This window comes from Nocardioides marmorisolisilvae, assembly GCF_031656915.1.
Taxonomy (GTDB): domain Bacteria; phylum Actinomycetota; class Actinomycetes; order Propionibacteriales; family Nocardioidaceae; genus Marmoricola; species Marmoricola terrisoli.
The window spans coordinates 2,848,269-2,865,222 of record NZ_CP134227.1; the positions used below are offsets into that span (position 1 = coordinate 2,848,269).

A 16,954-nucleotide genomic window follows, 5' to 3' on the forward strand; every position below is an offset into this window, starting at 1 on the left:
TGGACGCTCCAGGATCTTGAGATGATCCGCATGTGAGCCCGGACGAGCGATTGCGAGAGCTGGCCGTGAGGCACGCTGCCTTCGCGTGGCTCGACAGCCAACGGGCCGCCGGTAGGGAGACCTTCAGCCAGAAGGACACCACTAACCTCACCTTGGCCGGCGAGTCCATCCGGCTGATGCCCACCCAGCAGGGAATCTGGAAACCGGGGCAACTCGCCGCCGCTCTCGCGATCAGGACGGTCTACCGCCCGGATGGCTCCGATCGCCCGTACGACGATGCCGTCGGCACCGACGGGTTCTACCGGTACAAGATGCGCGGAGACGATCCCCACCATTTTCAGAATCGGGCCCTGCGCACGGCGATGCACGAACGCCTACCGTTGATCTGGTGGCTCGGCGTCCAGGGCGGCGGGTACAGCGCGCTCTATCCCATCTACCTCGTGAGCGAGGAGAGAACTCAGCTGCAGTTCGTCGTGGACATCGATACGGTGCCCCAGCCCGACATCATCTGGCCTTCCACAGAGCTTGAGCTCGACCCTTCGTATCGGCAGCAACTCACCAAGCTCCGCCTTCACCAGCGACCCTTCCGGGCTGCGGTGTTGCGGGCGTACCGGACCTCGTGCGCAGTCTGCTCCTTCCGTCACAGTGACCTGCTCGATGCGGCACACATCCAGGAAGACAGCAGCGGTGGGCGACCAGTCGTGACCAACGGGCTGACCCTATGCAAGATGCACCACGCGGCATATGACCGTCGGATCCTTGGGATCACACCCACGTACGAAGTGCGTATCAACGCAAAGGTCCTCGAAGAAGTCGACGGCCCGATGCTGCGTCATGGGATCCAAGAGTTCCATGGCAAGCGCCTGATGGTGTTGCCGGACCGCCGCACAGACCGTCCCGATCGATCTCTACTCGAAGAGCGCTTTCAGACCTTCCTCAACGCCAGCTGAGTCATCCGACGAAGCCAGCCGGTTGATCCTGCCCGCTGCGGGCGTCCGATCAGCTCTCAACGGTGCCTCGGGACATCGCAGTGAGTGGAGCCAAGGGTGTGATCTGTGAAGAGATTCCGTGAGTGGAGCCAAGGGGACTCGAACCCCTAACCCCCTGCTTGCAAAGCGCCCCGGAGGTCGGTTGAATAGTGCCTAAGAGCAGAGAAAACGCGGTCTGTGGTAGCCAAAGATTCCCCCACAGTGACATAGTTTCCCCCACCAGTCCCCCGCAGGGACTCCCTATGCCAACGCAGCATGGGGTTGGGAACGGAGGTCTCGGGATGGCCAGAAGGCGCGGCTTCGGCGAGGTCGAGCGGCGCGTGAGCGCGTCCGGCACGGTCACCTACCGCGCGCGCTATGCGATGCCCGACGGGACCCGCTACTCGCGGACGCTGGCGACCCGGATGGACGCCGAAGCGTGGCTGGTCGGCGAGCGGGGGCTGATCGATCGGGACGAGTGGACGCCGCCGCAGGCACGGCGCGCGGCCGAGGAGAAGCGGCAGCGCGATGCCGCGTTCAACACGGTGGCGGGCTTCGCCGAGCGGTACCTGTCCGAGCGCTCGCTGCGGCCGACCACGATCCGGGGCTATCGCAAGTTGCTGGCGAACCGGATCCTGCCGTACTTCGGGGAGACACCACTGACCGACGTGTCCCTGACGGACATCAAGAGGTGGCGGGCGTCCCTCGACCCGACCACCGAGGCGACCAACGCAGCCGCCTACCGTCTGCTCCGCTCACTGCTCCAGGCCGCGGCCGAGGAGGAGCTCATCGACCGCGCGCCGCCGAAGGTGCGCGGTGCGAGCTCGGCGCCGGTGAGGAATGTCGCCGTCCCAGCGACCCTCGACGAGTTGGCCGTCATCATCGACGCGATGCCCGAGCGGCTGAGGCTGCTGATCGTGCTCGCCGCATTCGTCGGTCTGCGCGAGGGCGAGCTGCTGGAGCTGCGCCGCTCGGACGTCGACGGCGTGGCCGGTCGGATCGACGTCACCCGCAAGGTCGACAAGGACGCAGATCCGGGTACACAGGGCGCCTGTCCCGACTGCGGCCGCCACATCAGCTCGCCGAAGACGAGGAGCGGGGTGCGCACGGTCCACGTCCCGCCGCCTTTCGTGAAGATGCTCCAGGAGCACCTGCTCGAGCACACCGCCGAAGGCCCGACCGGGCTGCTCTTCCCCGGCGACCGAACCGACCACATGAGCGTGCGCTTCCTGATGGACCGCTACCGTCCGGCCCGCGAGGCGGCCGGCCGACCCGACCTGACGATCCACCACCTCCGGCACACCGCCCTCACGCTCGCCGGCCAGCACGGAGCGACGGCCGCCGAGCTCCAGGCGCGCGCCGGCCACGCCTCGCAGGCCGCGATGGCGATCTACCAACACGCCACCCTCGACCGCGACAAGGCGCTGGCCGAGAAGATCGGTCAGACGTACGAGGCGTGGTCCGCCGACCGCACGTCGTGACAAGCTGGGACGTGTGAACTACAGTTGACACAACAGACCAAGATGCTTGAAAGCGAAACCTACCTCCGCTGGGTGGACGGCTTGCGCGACCGCAGGGCCGCGATGCGTGTCCAGGTCAGGGTGGATCGGCTCGCAGCCGGCAACCCGGGCGACGTGAGACCAGTCGGCGCTGGCATCTCGGAGATGCGGATCGACTACGGGCCGGGATACCGGGTCTACTTCCAGAAGCGCGGCGACACGCTGGTCGTTCTCCTGTGTGGTGGCGACAAGTCCACACAGCCGAAGGACATCGAGAACGCCAAACGGATTGCGAAGGAGTGGAAGCACGATGGCTGAGAGGTTCACGCCGTACGACTCGGCAGATCACATCAAGTCACTCGAGGACATCGCCTACTACCTCGAGGCCGTCCTCGAGGAGGCCGGCGACGACCCTGCCTTCATCACCCATGCTCTCGGCGTGATCGCACGGGCCCAGAACTTCAGCGATCTTGCCCGCAAGGTCGGCATGAGCCGCGAGGGCCTCTACAAGTCTCTCTCCAACAACGGGAACCCGAGCTTCGCCACGATCTACAAGGTGGCTCGGGCTCTCGGGCTTAAACTGGAGTTCCACTCCGTCGCCTGACGGTCACCTCGACGGACCCAAGCGTTAGGGGCAGCAAGGCCAGAGCAGCGGTGCGACGAGCGTCCTTCCGCCCAGATAGGGCTACCCACAGGATTGATTCAAGGTCGACGGTGTGGCGGCGTACGGCTGACGGACTCTGCTAACGCTCGTCGGCGCTGGTTGAGACCGGTGCGACGAGAGGGAGTTGAACAGACCCGTCGGCGGGCGGTTGGTCCTCTTTTGATCGACTACGGCGACTAGAGACTTCTCCCTGGAATGGTGCCACGACGGTCAGCGATGCTGGTTCGGTGAGTTCGCCCCAACCACACGCCTCGGCAATCAAGTTCCGAGAGGTGGGAGAAAGCGTCTTGGCAGGCAGTGCCTTCAACCAACTGACGGAGTACGCCGCTTGAGACATCAACCAATCAGGCTCTCGATTCATGGCCATCTCGTTTCCCTCACTCACGGTTTGAACTTCTACGAAGCCTAGGATCAAGCACCGACAGTGCTCGTTGATGTGGAGTCGTCGCCGTCATCAAGATTGTCGTCTGACTCAGTTGCCTTCGACTCGGGCGGTTGCTCACGCAACCGACGCACCACCGAGGTGATCGCCAGGACAACCTCGCTCTCCTTCGTTTGGACGGCGACGTCACTCCAGCCGAAACCCACCGGACACGCCGAACCAGGGTCATGTTCAGCGATCCCGTTTCCAACCCGCCGCTCACCGGACCGGAAGACATCGTCATACCGATGCGGACCGAAGCCCACGAACGGTCGGAACGGCACACGCTCGAGGTTCGTGGGCTCCACCCTGCGCACAGTCAGCGGAGGAACCGTATCGATCAGGTCGCCAAAGAGATCCCCCGCGAGGCTCTTCGGATAGGGCTCGATGTATTGCACCTCGACGATCCCAGCGCCGATAATGAACTTGGTGCACTCGTGGCACGGAAAGGTAGTGGTGTACAGGCGTGCCCCGGCGATCGCCACTCCGCTTCTGGCGGCATCGACGATCGCGGCCTGCTCCGCGTGCAAGCAGCGGGTGAACTCGATCAACGATTTCGCGCGAGTTCCGTCCAGCACGGACCTGCCGTTGGCGTCGGGTGCGGTCGCCTCGCGCAAGATCGCATTGCCGCCGGCCGCGTTTCGTTCCTCAGTGAAGTACCGCGCCTTCGCAAGGCGATCGATCAGCTCTCGGATGACCCGCTCGGTGTAGGCAGGGTTGGGGTCGGCCCCAGCCTGGAAGTCGCGGTGATCGGGCTCGTCGCCCTCCCGATACTGACCGCCGCCGGGCCTCGGCACCTCGTTCGTCCCTGGCAAATACGGTGTACCCAACCGGGGAACGATGACCGCACCAACTTGTCGACCGATGGCAGCGGACCTCAGTGCGGCCGCTTGGGCATGTCGCATCGCCTCCTCGTCCGCGGTCGGTGTCAGGAACGGAGCCGCGAAGACACCGCGCACGAATCGCTCCACCTCCCGGCGCCACTGACCACCCCGTTGGACGGGTAGGAAGAAGTCGGCCTCAGAGAACACGTCCCGGACGTGCTGACCATGCGCTGCGTCGGGATCAGCTTCGTCGCGTGCGATCAGGGCGGCGGCGCGTGCCTCCGGGGCGGCCGAGAAGCTCCCCTCCTGCTTGGCCAGGACGTCTGCGAGGTTCGTCGTGCGAACGGCGCTGTCCTCCACGATGGAGACGAGCCAGAACGCCGTGCCGTACACACTCTTCAGCAGGTCTGCTTCACGCGGGTGCTTGAGGCTGTCGAATACGAAGCAGGTGGGCTGTGGACCGTCGCCTTCGCTCGGCTGGCGAATGCTCGCGACACGCGCAACGGCCATTGCGGCTAGGGCACTGTCGTCTCCAGCTCCTCGGCGCAATCGGTCGCCCGCGTCCATCCGCGCCTCGTAGTACCCGCGATCCGTGAGGCGAGGAAGCGGGTCGGCGGTCGGAGCCACCGCGTCGAGCAGGTCAGCGAGTCGGACGTGCTCGACGCGATAGTCGTATGGGCGAAGAGTCGCGATGAGCGCCTTGACGACCTGGGCCCGGCTGGAACCGATTGGCGCCACCAAGCCGAGGAAGACGTCGTGACGCTCCGGCTCGTCGTCGGCGAGTCTCTTCAACGTTCCGGGAGTATCTGGCGCTTCGGGTGTCAGCTCGGCACCTTCTCAGGATGACGGAGCACTACCGGCTGCGTGCCCTCGGGGCTGAGACTACAGCGCAGTTGCCGGGCGCCGGCTCCGTGGTGAGCCAGTCGATTCCTTGTGAGCGTGCAACCCACAAGCGGACACCGAGTCGTCCCCCTCCAGGCACTGCGACCACCTCGACGTCTGCGACCACTGCGACGGCACCTCGACCTTTCGAGCCTGACGCCCTGCGCCCACCACTGATGTCGCCTTCTCGCTACCCCAACCTCGGCGCGTCGCTTGACATCACCTTGGCAGAACGCGCATTCTGCTTTGACAGTGTCAAAGGAGGTCGTCATGCCAGACGGCGATGTATTCACCCGCGGAGTGGCGCGACGGTGGCGAAATCTGGCTGCGGCGTTGCGTGATGGCCTGCCAGCGGAAGAGTGCGCTCTGCGAATCGAGCACAGCCTCGCAGCGGAGCTTCGTAAAGCTGGCGGGCTCGCCCGCCCAGGCCTTGAGGACCTGCTGAATGCCGACGCCGTCGATGAAACTCAAGTTGCCGTCAGGCTCGGGGAGTTGGTTCGACGTGAGGTGTTCGAACGAGTCATGCCTCTTCTGGTCGCGCAGGAAAAGTTCGCCAACTATGGGCAGGCTCAGCGGTTCATGACGATGTGCGTCAAAACGGCCCGCATGGACGTGCTTGCGCGAAGCCTGGTGAGTCACCCGGATGGCAAGGGCCTGCGGCGACCGGGTCGTAAGAGGTCGTCGACCGCGGACCTGTTGAGCGAGCCCGCATCAATGGGTGGGCGCGCGTGACGAAGGCGCACCACGTCAACCGCAACGACGACTACATACTCGACCTCGACGGCGGCGTCTCCGCGCTGGTGTCAGATCTCTTGTCGCTCTGCGAGCAAGCCTTCCTGGCCGATCGAAACCGACCTCGGGGCAAGGATCCAGACAACCCCAACTGGCATCGAACCCTTGAAATCGAGGTCCCCGTTGCCAGTGTCGACCTCTGGTCCAGCGCACCAGCCTTGGACCAGGCAACTGAACTGCTGACCTGGCTGACTGACGATGATTGGCAGATCCAATTCGTAGGAGTCAGCCGCGCTCAGCAGGCGACCCAGCGTCAGCTGAACATCGACCCAGTCGAGCGTACGGTGATGCTCTTTAGTGGCGGCTTGGACGCCACGGCGGGCGCCGCGCTGCTTCTCCCAGAGACTCCCATACTCGGGGTTGGCGTCGTAACCAACCCGGTGATGGGTAGCTACCAACGCCGAGCCCATGCGGCGCTGACCCAGCTGGGGGACATTCGCTACTCCCCAGTGCTGTTCTCCGTAGTCAGCGGAGGAGTGAGCGACAATGAACCGACTCGCCGAACGAGAGGACTGGTCTTCCTCGGCGTCGGCGTGGCTGCGGCGCTGCAGCGCGGGACTCGACGGCTCGTGGTGGCCGAGAACGGCATTGGCGCGCTCAACCTGCCATTAACGGGCGCTCAGTCCGGCGTCATGACGAGTCGAGCAGTCCATCCGAAGTCCCTGCGACTGATGGCTGCGCTAATCAGCGAAGTGACGGGCACGGAGTTCGTGATCGACAACCCGTTCCTCACCTCGACCAAGGGGCAAATGGTGCGTGCTCTGCCACCGGAAGCGCGTGAGGCGTGCGGACACAGCCAGTCCTGCGACAACGCGGCCGCTGGACGTGGCCCGTTGGAGAAGCGCTGCGGCCATTGCACGTCGTGCTTGCTTCGCCGCGTCTCATTTCATGCGGCCGGCCGCTCCGACTGGGACGCCCTTCCATACCTCATCGACTCTGACAAGAGAGAGCCGAGGTGGCGGTTGCCTGAGGTGCTCTGGCAAGCCGCTACCTTCGACGCCGTGCTCCGCTCAACCGAAGACAGCGCCCTCCTTCGACAGTTCCCGGACCTCCGGCACGTTCTCGAGTCGGAGCTTGCCCATGACAACTTGCGTGACTTGCTCGCCACCTATGTCGAGGAGTGGCGGTCATTCCCTGACCCGAACATCAGTCGCTTCCTGCCCCAAATAGACCGAGGATCGGTGCTCGCATGACCGTTGCAAGCGACGTGCCGCTGCCAGTCTTGGGTGCACGTCTGCGAGAGGCGCGACGCGCACGCGGGATGTCCCAGGCCGACGCCGCCGCCGGCATCGGTGTGAGCCGACCAACGCTCATTGCTGTTGAGCAAGGCAAACGAGTGCCGGCGGCTGCCGAACTCGTTGACTTCGCCCGCCTCTATGGACGCGACGTGCACGAACTAGTGCGAGACACGCCACCTGTTGAGGCACTCACGGCGAGATTCCGTGCCGCCGAGCAAGGCTCGCGCGACACTCAGGCCGCTGTCGATGAGCTACAGCGCCTGGCCGACGATGTTCACGAACTTGAGCTCAGCGAAGGTCTGACTACCCAGCGCCGTTGGCCCGACGAATACGACGTGGCCGGCCTCTCGTTAGCGGCTGCCGCCACTTTGGCCGCAGACGAGGAACGCAAGCGCCTCGGCCTCGGCGACGGACCACTGTCGAATCTACGACAGGTGCTCGAGAGCGATGTGGGCCTCCGGGTGTTCTCGCTGTCCATGCCCTCAGCCGTTGCTGGACTATTCGCCGTCGTCGAACCTGTCGGGGCGTGCATCGGCATCAACTCACGCCACCCCTTCGAGCGCCAGCGCTGGACGCTTGCGCACGAGTACGGCCACTTCCTGTTGCATCGCTACTCAGCCGAGGTCACGAGCGTGGTCCCCGGTAGGTCGCGGGACGAGCAGACCGCCGAGGCATTCGCGGCGGCGTTCCTCATGCCCAAGGACGGGCTCATCCGGCGCTTCCAGCAGGCCAGACGGCAGCGTGGAGGAACGGTTACCGCAGTAGACGTACTCCAGCTCGGCGCCGCCTACGAAGTCTCCGCCCAAGCCATGGCACTCCGTCTAGAGGACCTCGAACTGCTGGCTGGCGGCTGGTGGGACAGCCTCGTCCAGCGCGGACTCAAGGTTCAGGAAGCCCGAGACACCCTCGGCATAGCAATCCAGTCGCGTGACGAAGATACGGTGCCGAAACGGGCCCAGTATCTCGCCGTGGAGGCCTTCCTTGAGGGTCGATTGTCGGAGGGTCGCCTCGCCCGCCTTCTCAGACTTGATCGAGTCGCAGCGCGCGACGTCGTGCATCGTCTGGCGGGCAGTCAAGACGTCGCGCACGAGGGGGAAACGCAACGGTGGCTCTGGGAGCCGGAACCCGAAACCCAGGCCAGTGACTAACGGCGATCCTCTGCTCCTGGACGCCTGCGGATGTATCAACCTAGCTGCCGCATTCGCTCTCGAGTCCATTTCTGCAAACCTCGAGCGGCCCATTTACATCGTCGAACAGGCAGCCTCGGAAACGCTGTTCCTCCATCAACAGATCGACGGCGAACGCGTCAAGGTTCAGATCGATGTCGAAGCCATCCCGGCCATTAGGCTCGATGGTGATCCCGAGCTCGAACTCTATGTGCGACTCGCAAGGCAACTCGGTGATGGTGAAGCGGCTTCTCTAGCCATCTCGCATTTCCGACAGCTAGAGCTCGTGACCGACGACCGCACCGCTCGCAAGATTGCAGGCAGGGAAGCACCGAACGCACGCATTCGAGGCACCGCAGAGACCCTCAGGGCGCTGACCACTTCGATGGCACTACCCGACGACGAGGTTGCGCGAGCACTACGCCGAGTGGAATCTCATGCCAGTTTCCGCCCGCCACACGACGACCCCGAGCTGTCGTGGTGGATGTCTGCGCGTGAGCTCGCGGAGTAACGAGAGCTCGGTTCTCGATCGCCGCACACGCGACAAGCCAATACTCCTAACACTCGAGGAGCGTCTTTCCGCCGCGTGGAGGCGCCCTAATCGGTCGCTTCGTGTGCGTTCGGCTCCTCAGCCTTCGAACTAGTGTCACCTGCCTCGGAGTGCTGCTCACTTCCAGAGCCTGGTGCGGCGCCGAGGACCAACCCCTGGAGGTCGATGTCGATCGGGCCACCCTCGTCGAACTTCTTTTCCTGCCGCACCAGCGCTGGGTCGCCGGGCATGCATTCGACCGCACGTGCAAGTGCCGCGCGAGCCTCAAGTACTGACCCGTCCGACGAAAGTGCACGGGCTGTCTCGACCCAGAGAAGCGCGTCGATCGCTGGACGGATCGGTTGAGGATTTCGCCGTTGGAGGTCGTTATGACGATCCTCCGCGAGGTCGCACCACTCGTCCACTGACCAGGGTGGCTGCTGACCGATGACCGCGGCGACAGTCAGCGACTCCAACGACGGCCCGCTCAGTTCCTCCACCGCGACTTCCATCCACCTCTCCGAGTTGGGTCGATGCAGGTCTGGATGAGTGAGCCAGTGCCACAGAAAGTAGCTCGCCAGCATCGCCCGTCTCGGGGTTGCGTCCATGGGCCCGTTCAGTAGTTGTTCGATCCGCTCCAGAACCGGACGCATGTCCGTCGAGAGCTGCTCCTCACGATTCGAGAGGACCTCGATGAAGATGGACGCGACCTCATCAACACGTTCCTGAGCCGTTGACGTAGTCATGTTCTCGGGCCGCCACATGTAGTACTGAGGCGCGAGTTGCGCCCGGACCACGTTCGGCAGGTTCTCGCGGTAGTTGTACGACTTGTCGACTTGAGTAGGACCTCGGCTGACGAAACTTCGAACCACGTGAAGGCAAACCCGATGAAGACCTTCGTGGGTCAGCATCAAGTCACTTCCAGCTGGGCTGACCGTGTGTGCTCCGTCCGACATGACCCATGCCTCAGGCACGAGTTCCTTGAGGCTATGCACGCTGTCTGACCGGACCTGGTACGCCCGTGCCAGTGCACGAGGGAGCGAAGTAGGACGGATCGGATGAACGTGCGGAGGCAATTCCTCTCGGTAGAAGCCCGGCGTCAGGTGGTGCCGAACGAACTCAACGAACCGATGCTTGTCGGCGGCGCTCCAAAACTGGTCGATTCCGGCGCCTGAAAAGTGAACGGTTTGGGTGAGTCTAGGACTCGTCTTCTGCTGTGGTGGTGCGGATGCTGGGGAGGCTGTCGATGCCGCGTCCGCGGAGCCTGTAGCTGGCGCCCTTCAATGTGAGGACGTCGGCGTGGTGGACGATGCGGTCGATCATGGCCGCGGCGACGGCTTGGTCTCCGAACACGCCACCCCAGCTGGAGAACGGCAGATTCGAGGTGAGCACGAGCGAGGCGTGTTCGTAGCGGGATGAGACCAGCTGGAAGAAGAGGTTCGCGGCGTCTTGTTCGAAGGGCAGGTAGCCGACCTCGTCGACCACAATCAGCCCGTAACGGCGTAGCCGGGCGAGCTCTTGGGGCAGTCGTCCCTGCCGGTGGGCCTCGGTGAGTCGGGTGACCCAGTCGGTGGCGGTCGCGAACAGGACCCGATGCCCGGTCTGGGCGGCGGTGACGCCCAGGGCGGTGGCCAGGTGGGTCTTCCCGGTGCCGGGCGGTCCCAGCAGAACAACGTTGCGGGCCTCGGCCAGAAAGCCGCCTGAGGCCAGTGCTGCGATCTGTTGCCGGATGCCGGGTTGGGCGTCGAAGTCGAAGTCCTCGATGGTCTTGACGGTCCCGAACCCGGCAGCCCGGATCCGCAGGTGGGCTCCGGAAGCGTTCCTGGCTGCGACTTCGCGTTCCAGGACGGCGGCGAGGTAGTCCTCATGGGTCCAGCCGGCGTCACGGGCTTGGTCGGCAAGCCGTCCTGCTGCTTCGGTGATCCTGGGTGCCTTTAACGCCGAAGCCAGGTAGGTGATCTGCTTGAGTGCTTCGGTGCTCGCGGCAGCCTTGGTGTTCTTCGCGGTGGCCATCAGCTCATCGCTCCCTCGTCGTTGCCGAGCAGACCGAAGGCGCGGTCGTAGTCACTCAGATCGCGCAGAAGGTCATCGCCAGTTGTCGCTGCACTGACTGGGCGTGGTTGCTGGAACCGTTTGCGCAGCCAGGCAGCGGTCTCGACATGGGCGGGGTCGGTGACGGTAGCGCCCCTGGCCCAGATTCGGGTGTGCTCGGTGACCAGCCGTCCCTCGGCGTGGACCCGGACGTGCTCCAGGTCGGCGGACACGTCGACGAGGCGGCCGATCAGGGTCGGGTCCACGGAGTAGTCGTTGGTGTCCAGACGCACGTAGTAGTCGCGGCCCAGTCGGATCCGGTTGCGCCAACCCAGATGCAACGGGATTGGTGGCAGCGGCAGCATCGCGGCCCGGTCGGCCTCGACCAGATCAACCGGGGATGCCTTGATGGTGCGCACCGTCCGCGCGTTCGCCTTCAGCAGCCAGTCGCCGAACTGGTCGTTGAAGTCGACCGGGGAGCCGAAGGTGCGTCCGGGCATGAAGGAGGTCTCGAACCAGCCATTGCGGCGTTCCACCAATCCCTTGGATTCCGGATCCCTGGGCGGCAGCAAGACCAGCTTGGTGGCCAAGGTGCCCATGAACTGCTCGACGCCTTCGGCGCGGCGGTGTCCGCGGCCGATGCCAGGCTCGTTGTCCCAGATCAGGCGTCGTGGCACCCGTCCCAGTTGCTGGATCAACTCCCACGAACCCAGCAGCAGGTCCTCAGTCTTGCGGGTAGGGATCATCTTCGCGGTGATGAACCTCGAGTGCGCGGCGGTGATCACCAGCACCGGCAACAGCTTGGTGGTGCCGTCCTCCAGCGGGATCCGCCTCGGCGGGAACCACAGATCACACTGCGCCGCATCACCCGGCGCCCAGACGAGCCGATCCGCCGGATCCACCGGCCGATGCTCGGGACGCAGCCGCTTCACGTTCTCGGAGAACCAGCGGATCGATCCCGTCCAGCCGACCCGCTCGGCCAACACCGTGGCAGGCATATCCGGCGTCACCTCGAGCAACTCCCGCACCCGCGGCTCGAACACCGCGAACGACGACGCCTTCGGCGTCCGCTCATAGCGGGGCGGCGCCTCAGCCTGGATCCACCGACGGTGAATTCGGATCTCTGAATTCCTGATGGTGGGGCGGCTTCGGCGAGCGAGGCGTGGCTGGCCCGCCGGCCGGTGCCGGCTCTTCCACGTAGAGGTCCTCGGTAGTGCCGTCGCCGGCTGGGTGGTCAGGTCGCGACGGCGGTTGGCGGGTCGGTCGCGGTCGACCACAACAACTCCCAACTGCTGGCCCATGGCCAGTGTTGTGGCAGGTGCACGACCAGACGCCTGCCGGTGGACGCGATCCGGGCGGGGATGTTGATGATCCGGGTGCGCAGGGTGGCCCAGCGTGCGGTCCGCAGCGAGGCTGCGACACCGGTGGCACGGGCGATGTTGAACGCGAGCACGGCGTGCGCGACCCAGGCGGCGTTCGCTGCGTACTTGCCCGATGGCAAGTGCGCGAGCGGCCCGTCCTTGAGCTCGGCGATGACTTGCTCGACCAGGGCGTGGTCACGATGACGCTGATCGGCCTCGATCATCGACAGGATGCTGTTGGTGATGAACGCGTGGTGGCGGTAGGCGGCGAACAGTTCGCCCTGCTCGGTCCCGTCGCCGGCCAGCGGTTGCAGTCGCTTGACCCGGCGCACGACCAGCCGGCACGCGACCTGCTCGGCCTTGCGGCGGCCGGTGAAGGCGGTGAACGGAATCTCGGCGACCTCGGCGTCGCTGACCCAGCGGTCCTCGGCCTCGTCGTAGACGGCGTTGGGGTAGGCGATCGGCGTCCAAGCGTCCTCCTCGATGCTGGCGATCGCCTTCACCACGGCCGGGTTCATCCGGGCGGTCACGCTGAACCAGGCCCGGTGGCGGATCGCGGTGCCCACGAAAGCCCACCCGTAGTAGGCCGAGTCCGCCCGGCACAGCACCTGGCCCTTCACCCCGGCAGCACGGGCAGTGGTGATCGCCTGGGCAAGCAGACGTCCGGCACCGGTGTGGGAAGCGGTGTTGCCCTTGCGGAGTCGGGCGCGGGCAATCATCGGCGCCGCCAGCGGGGTGCTGATCGTGGCCAGTTGCAGGTTCAGACCGCGGACCCCGGAGTAGCCGAACGCGGCGCCCTGCTTGGCGTGCCCGTGGACCTCGCGGATGGTGTCGTCGACATCGAGGAACGCGATCCCCTCGCGGCCGTGGGAACCGGCGATCAGGTCGGGGACCCGGACGGCGAGTCCGGCGAGGATGTCGGCACCGATCTTGTCGAGCTGTTGGACGTGGCCGTGGGTGAAGCAACGCAGGAACGTGCCCAGCGTCGAGGGCGCCCGCACCCCGGCGAACAACCGGCTCATCCCGCCGTGCCGCAGCAGGTCGAGGTCATCGATGGAGTCCGCGCCGGCCAGCATCCCGCCAATCACAGCCGCGGACTTCGCGGCCGCGTTGGCCGAGGACACGCTCAGCTCGTCGAGCAGGTCGTACAGACCCGCGGACTCAGCCAGCCGAAGAGCCGGAACCAGGCCCGCCGCCGACACCAGGTTGGGATCATCGAAGACAGGGCGGATCGTGTGAGAAGGTTTCACTTACGAGGTGCCCTTCGTGAGCGGCGGATTCGGACCCTAGACAAGCCCGATTCTCCCGTCCCACAAGGGCATCTCTGCGTTACGGCACGCTCACGACCCGACACTCATCGGTGGATCAGGGCTCAGAGTTCACCGCCTTGATGACCGTGGTCCGCGAGATCCCCAACCGTGCCGCGATCCGTGCCTTCGGCACCCCCTCAGCAGCCAGCCTCCTGATCAGCGCCCAGTCCTCCAAAGTGATCACACTCCAATCGTTGAGTGTTCACTTTTCACCGCCGAAACTGTTCAATTTTCGAGCGCCGCCGACAATGCTTACTGCCGGCGCGCTCAGCCTCCAAGATCGCTGCTTGAAGATCTGCTGTCTGCGCAGGAGACAAATCCTGCAAGGCGGGCTTCAGAATTCTGCGCTTGCGTGAATCGAGACGTTCCCAATCGAGTCGAGGCGGATCGAAGCCTTCGGAGAGCGCTTCAAGTGAAGCCACGTAATCGGTGTAGGCCTGCGTCGGATCCTCGACGCAGCGACGTGCTGCATTCACAATCCGTCTGATCGCTCGCAACGCCCGTTCGTACTGCGGTCGGCTCAGGGCCAGCAACTGACCGATGAAGACCCTTGCATCGTCAATCTGCTCATCGGTGACACGTAGGTCGTTGTCGAACATCCGGCTGATGAACGCGCCCCGCCGGGTGCGGGGGCGACGCGACCGCTCACCGATCAGATGCCGGGCGCGATCATGATCGAGATCGAACACGGCATTGAAGGCGAAGGACAAGATCGCCGCGAGGTCCTCGTACATCTCTTCCCCGCCGGTCGACACGAGGAACTCATCTGTCCCGTCGGGCCGCGTCGCTTCGAGGCGTTCGACGAGCGTGACCCACAGTGCGGTCGCTCCGTCGGTCGCCAACGAGGTCTCCGGTGACATCGAACCTATGCCGATGTCGATCTGGTCTCGACCAATCAGTTGGAGGTTGCAGTAGATGGGCCGCCGGTGCTCGGTCTCGTGCAAGGTGACGCCATCTCTGAAGTAGATGCCTGTGGAGACCTGAAGCATGAAGAAAGCCTTGCATGCCTGCCCGACGACGCTCCCGGAGGCAAGATGGTCAGCCGGCCGAACACTTAGTCTTGCTCAGACCCACGGAGTGTCATTCCGCCGCGAATGCCCGATCAGCCAGCCGGGCCCCCGGCACTACGTCACGCCGGGCACAGCCTCACCCGATACGCGATCACCGCTCGGCGAAGATGCCTACGCGACGAGTTCGCCCGTGAGGCGGACGAGCAGACGCATGTGCATGCCCGCCTCGGCTGGGTTCACTCGATCGACGACAAGCTCGAACGGGCGCTCGATGATCCGGTGTACGTAGTCGAGCAACGGGTCCGGGACATATCCGATGCGGTCACCGGTCTGCCTCACCAGCAGGGCGCGCTCGTTGAACTCGTTGTCTGGCTCGCAGCGCAGATCGAGACGATCGCCTGGCTTCAGGCCATCGATCGCGGCGCGCTCCTCTGGCGTCAGGTGTCGGATGCCGTGGACGAGGAACGGCAAGTTGACAGGTCCCGGTTGCGGCAGTGGAGTCAGCTCGTAGGTGTCGCCGGTGCGACCTCCGCCCGATACGGCTAGCACTTCAAGCGGCTCAGCCTCGACGCCGAGACCCAACTGCTCCAGCGTTTCGGCCCGTTCGGGTCGGTGAGGGTCCATGACCCGCTCAGCGAAGATCGGGAAGAGGGACTCGCTCTCGTGCACTCGCTCGAGCGGAAGTCCCGGCAGAGCTCGCGTCACGCCGTCGTCGTACTTGAAGTAGAAGGTGTGCCCGTCGTGGCTCAAGACGCCCACGCGGCTGTAGTGCCGGGTTTCGGGGTCCTGTCGACTGACAAGTAGCTCATCAGTCTTCAGTAGCGTGGCCATGGCACAACCTCCTCTGATTCTCGAGCACCACCTGCTCCATGAAGGTAGACGCGACCTCCGACAGTCTCCCTTGAGGTGCTTCAAGTGTCTCCCGAATAGCGACCTCGTCCAAGGCAGCGACCCGCGCTACCCAGAGATCTGCACCACTGCGCCGAATGGCCTCAAGCGCCAGGTCCACGAGTAGCTGCTTTCGTGGCGAGAACGGATTCGCTCGCCCTCGCCGCGCAAATGCCAGGGGATCCTTGTCCCCTCTGTTGTCGTCTGTCAGCCCCGCGCCCAACGCGCTGCCATGGTCGAAGGTCGGTGCGAGGAAGCGGGCGCCGTCGCTCTGGCGTTCCAGGATCGCCCAGTTGCCCGGATGCCGGTCGCCGTTCCCGACCAGTGCGTCGAGGACCAGGTAGCCGGCGAACACAGCGAACCCTGACAGGTCACTGACCCCCGGTGGGGACGCGACGTGTTCGAGGACCCGCTCCATGGAGTCGAGCGTGTAGCCCTCGTCGAGTCGCATGCGACCATCATCGGAATCGGACCCGGCGGATGGCCGACGTTCGTAGCCCTCCACCTCGGGCAGATAGGTCGTGCCGGTGTTCAAGTTGAAGCCGTGGGGCGTGACGTTGCGGGAGATCAACCCGGGTTTGCCATCGAGTATCGCGAACCTGCACTCCGCTGCGGGTAAGTCGATCGCGGCGGCGAGGCGCGAAGTGAAGACCTCGGCACAGTCCGTCAACGCCGCTTCGGAGCCGTCGCCAGTCGTCTGGCGATATTTCCACAGCCAGTGTTGATCGCGGGGTGCGTCGGGGTCCTCTGCGATCCACCGCTTGTTCTTGTCGCGCCCGCCCGGCTCGTCACGGATGACGGTCCAGGCCGACACGTCAATCTCCACTGCTCTCCTTCACCGGGTCAGCGTCGGTTGTCGTCGCGCTGCAGTCTGTCGAGGATGCTGGTCACCTGTCCGCTCACCAGCGCCATCGAGGAGTGCCTTCTTCTTCCGGTTCGCGTCGGCCATCAGCTGCTTCGCCGGCCGTTCGACGTCGTTCGGTCCGACCATGGTGGCAAGTCAATCACCGCGGCGTGCGCGCCAGGTGTTGACGGGATGCGCGTCGATCAGCCGGTCGAGCGACTCGGTCTTGATCCGGATCGTGCGCCGGCCGAGGCGGACGGCGTCGAGCTCGCCGGCAGCGATGTAGCGGCGGACCGTCTTGGGGGAGACGGCGAGGATCTCGGCCGCCTCGGGCAGTGAGACGAGGCGGCGAGGAATCGTGGCGGTCGGTGCCATGGGTTCTCCTGGTGTCAGGGCGGCCGGGTTGACCGCGTAGATCCCCCAAGGCCGAGATCTGTCCTCCAGTGGCCACCCCATTTCCATCCCTTCCTTCGTCGTCCTCCCGCCCGCCTCCTCCTTCCCTGTCCGCCCCCCTCTCCTGCCCTCAC

Annotated in this window: 19 protein-coding genes; 7 read left to right on the forward strand and 12 right to left on the reverse strand. The window is 64.9% G+C overall.

From position 1 onward, the window contains the following. Positions 1-32 precede the first annotated feature (32 nt). The 4 genes from Q9R13_RS13680 (at position 33) to Q9R13_RS13695 (ending at position 3,071) form a co-directional block, all read left to right on the forward strand. The gene (locus Q9R13_RS13680; RefSeq protein ID WP_310961727.1) at positions 33-950 is read left to right on the forward strand and encodes an HNH endonuclease; all 918 of its coding nucleotides are present in this window, start codon (positions 33-35) and stop codon (positions 948-950) included. 320 nt (positions 951-1,270) lie between these two features. Further along, entirely contained in the window at positions 1,271-2,449 is a 1,179-nt protein-coding gene (locus tag Q9R13_RS13685) for a tyrosine-type recombinase/integrase (RefSeq protein ID WP_310961728.1), read from the forward strand. A gap of 24 nt (positions 2,450-2,473) precedes the next feature. Next, positions 2,474-2,785, forward strand: a complete 312-nt coding sequence (locus Q9R13_RS13690) for a type II toxin-antitoxin system RelE/ParE family toxin (RefSeq protein WP_310961729.1) — start codon at positions 2,474-2,476, stop codon at positions 2,783-2,785. Continuing rightward, a complete protein-coding gene (locus Q9R13_RS13695) occupies positions 2,778-3,071 on the forward strand; it encodes an addiction module antidote protein (protein ID WP_310961730.1) in 294 nt (97 codons plus the stop codon). The genes Q9R13_RS13690 and Q9R13_RS13695 overlap by 8 nt, the downstream gene beginning before the upstream one ends. Positions 3,072-3,542: 471 nt before the next feature. Here the strand turns inward: Q9R13_RS13695 and Q9R13_RS13700 are convergent, their stop codons facing one another. Beyond that, the gene (locus Q9R13_RS13700; RefSeq protein ID WP_310961731.1) at positions 3,543-5,168 is read right to left on the reverse strand and encodes a hypothetical protein; all 1,626 of its coding nucleotides are present in this window, start codon (positions 5,166-5,168) and stop codon (positions 3,543-3,545) included. A 345-nt stretch (positions 5,169-5,513) separates the two neighbouring features. Then, a complete protein-coding gene (locus tag Q9R13_RS13705; RefSeq protein WP_310961732.1) occupies positions 5,514-5,897 on the reverse strand; it encodes a hypothetical protein in 384 nt (127 codons plus the stop codon). Between the two features lie 89 nt (positions 5,898-5,986). Between Q9R13_RS13705 and Q9R13_RS13710 the strand changes: the two genes are divergently transcribed. Genes Q9R13_RS13710 through Q9R13_RS13720 form a run of 3 tightly spaced genes read left to right on the forward strand, consistent with a single transcriptional unit; the run spans position 5,987 to position 8,965 of the window. Continuing rightward, positions 5,987-7,243: a 7-cyano-7-deazaguanine synthase gene (locus Q9R13_RS13710; RefSeq protein ID WP_310961733.1), complete on the forward strand. Its 1,257-nt coding sequence runs from the start codon at positions 5,987-5,989 to the stop codon at positions 7,241-7,243. After that, the gene (locus Q9R13_RS13715) at positions 7,240-8,436 is read left to right on the forward strand and encodes an XRE family transcriptional regulator (protein ID WP_310961734.1); all 1,197 of its coding nucleotides are present in this window, start codon (positions 7,240-7,242) and stop codon (positions 8,434-8,436) included. The genes Q9R13_RS13710 and Q9R13_RS13715 overlap by 4 nt, the downstream gene beginning before the upstream one ends. Beyond that, positions 8,429-8,965 carry a hypothetical protein gene (locus tag Q9R13_RS13720; RefSeq protein WP_310961735.1) on the forward strand — a complete coding sequence of 179 codons (537 nt, stop codon included), beginning with the start codon at positions 8,429-8,431 and terminating at the stop codon, positions 8,963-8,965. The genes Q9R13_RS13715 and Q9R13_RS13720 overlap by 8 nt, the downstream gene beginning before the upstream one ends. Positions 8,966-9,051: 86 nt before the next feature. Here Q9R13_RS13720 and Q9R13_RS13725 read toward each other — a convergent pair whose 3' ends face one another. The 10 genes from Q9R13_RS13725 to Q9R13_RS13770 all read right to left on the reverse strand — a co-directional run bounded on the left by Q9R13_RS13725 (position 9,052) and on the right by Q9R13_RS13770 (position 16,802). Then, entirely contained in the window at positions 9,052-9,894 is an 843-nt protein-coding gene (locus Q9R13_RS13725) for a hypothetical protein (protein ID WP_310961736.1), read from the reverse strand. A gap of 286 nt (positions 9,895-10,180) precedes the next feature. Further along, complete coding sequence (gene istB / locus Q9R13_RS13730; protein ID WP_310961737.1) at positions 10,181-10,996, reverse strand: IS21-like element helper ATPase IstB; 816 nt, start codon at positions 10,994-10,996, stop codon at positions 10,181-10,183. Beyond that, entirely contained in the window at positions 10,996-12,252 is a 1,257-nt protein-coding gene (gene istA, locus Q9R13_RS13735; RefSeq protein ID WP_397219438.1) for an IS21 family transposase, read from the reverse strand. Before istA ends, istB begins: the two co-directional genes overlap by 1 nt. Further along, the gene (locus tag Q9R13_RS13740; RefSeq protein ID WP_310961739.1) at positions 12,249-13,625 is read right to left on the reverse strand and encodes an IS1380 family transposase; all 1,377 of its coding nucleotides are present in this window, start codon (positions 13,623-13,625) and stop codon (positions 12,249-12,251) included. Before Q9R13_RS13740 ends, istA begins: the two co-directional genes overlap by 4 nt. A 115-nt stretch (positions 13,626-13,740) precedes the next feature. After that, on the reverse strand, positions 13,741-13,869 hold the full coding sequence (locus tag Q9R13_RS13745; RefSeq protein WP_310961740.1) for a helix-turn-helix domain-containing protein: 129 nt from the start codon (positions 13,867-13,869) through the stop codon (positions 13,741-13,743). Positions 13,870-13,894: 25 nt separating this feature from the next. Beyond that, positions 13,895-14,674 (reverse strand): hypothetical protein, encoded by a 780-nt coding sequence (locus Q9R13_RS13750; RefSeq protein WP_310961741.1) that lies wholly within the window; start codon positions 14,672-14,674, stop codon positions 13,895-13,897. 192 nt (positions 14,675-14,866) lie between these two features. Then, a complete protein-coding gene (locus tag Q9R13_RS13755) occupies positions 14,867-15,526 on the reverse strand; it encodes a hypothetical protein (RefSeq protein ID WP_310961742.1) in 660 nt (219 codons plus the stop codon). After that, positions 15,504-16,409: a HipA domain-containing protein gene (locus Q9R13_RS13760; RefSeq protein WP_310961743.1), complete on the reverse strand. Its 906-nt coding sequence runs from the start codon at positions 16,407-16,409 to the stop codon at positions 15,504-15,506. The genes Q9R13_RS13755 and Q9R13_RS13760 overlap by 23 nt, the downstream gene beginning before the upstream one ends. Positions 16,410-16,418: 9 nt before the next feature. Beyond that, a complete protein-coding gene (locus tag Q9R13_RS13765) occupies positions 16,419-16,574 on the reverse strand; it encodes a hypothetical protein (protein WP_310961744.1) in 156 nt (51 codons plus the stop codon). Between the two features lie 9 nt (positions 16,575-16,583). Next, positions 16,584-16,802, reverse strand: coding sequence for a helix-turn-helix domain-containing protein (locus Q9R13_RS13770; RefSeq protein ID WP_310961745.1), 219 nt, complete (start codon positions 16,800-16,802; stop codon positions 16,584-16,586). Between the last annotated feature and the right edge of the window lie 152 nt (positions 16,803-16,954).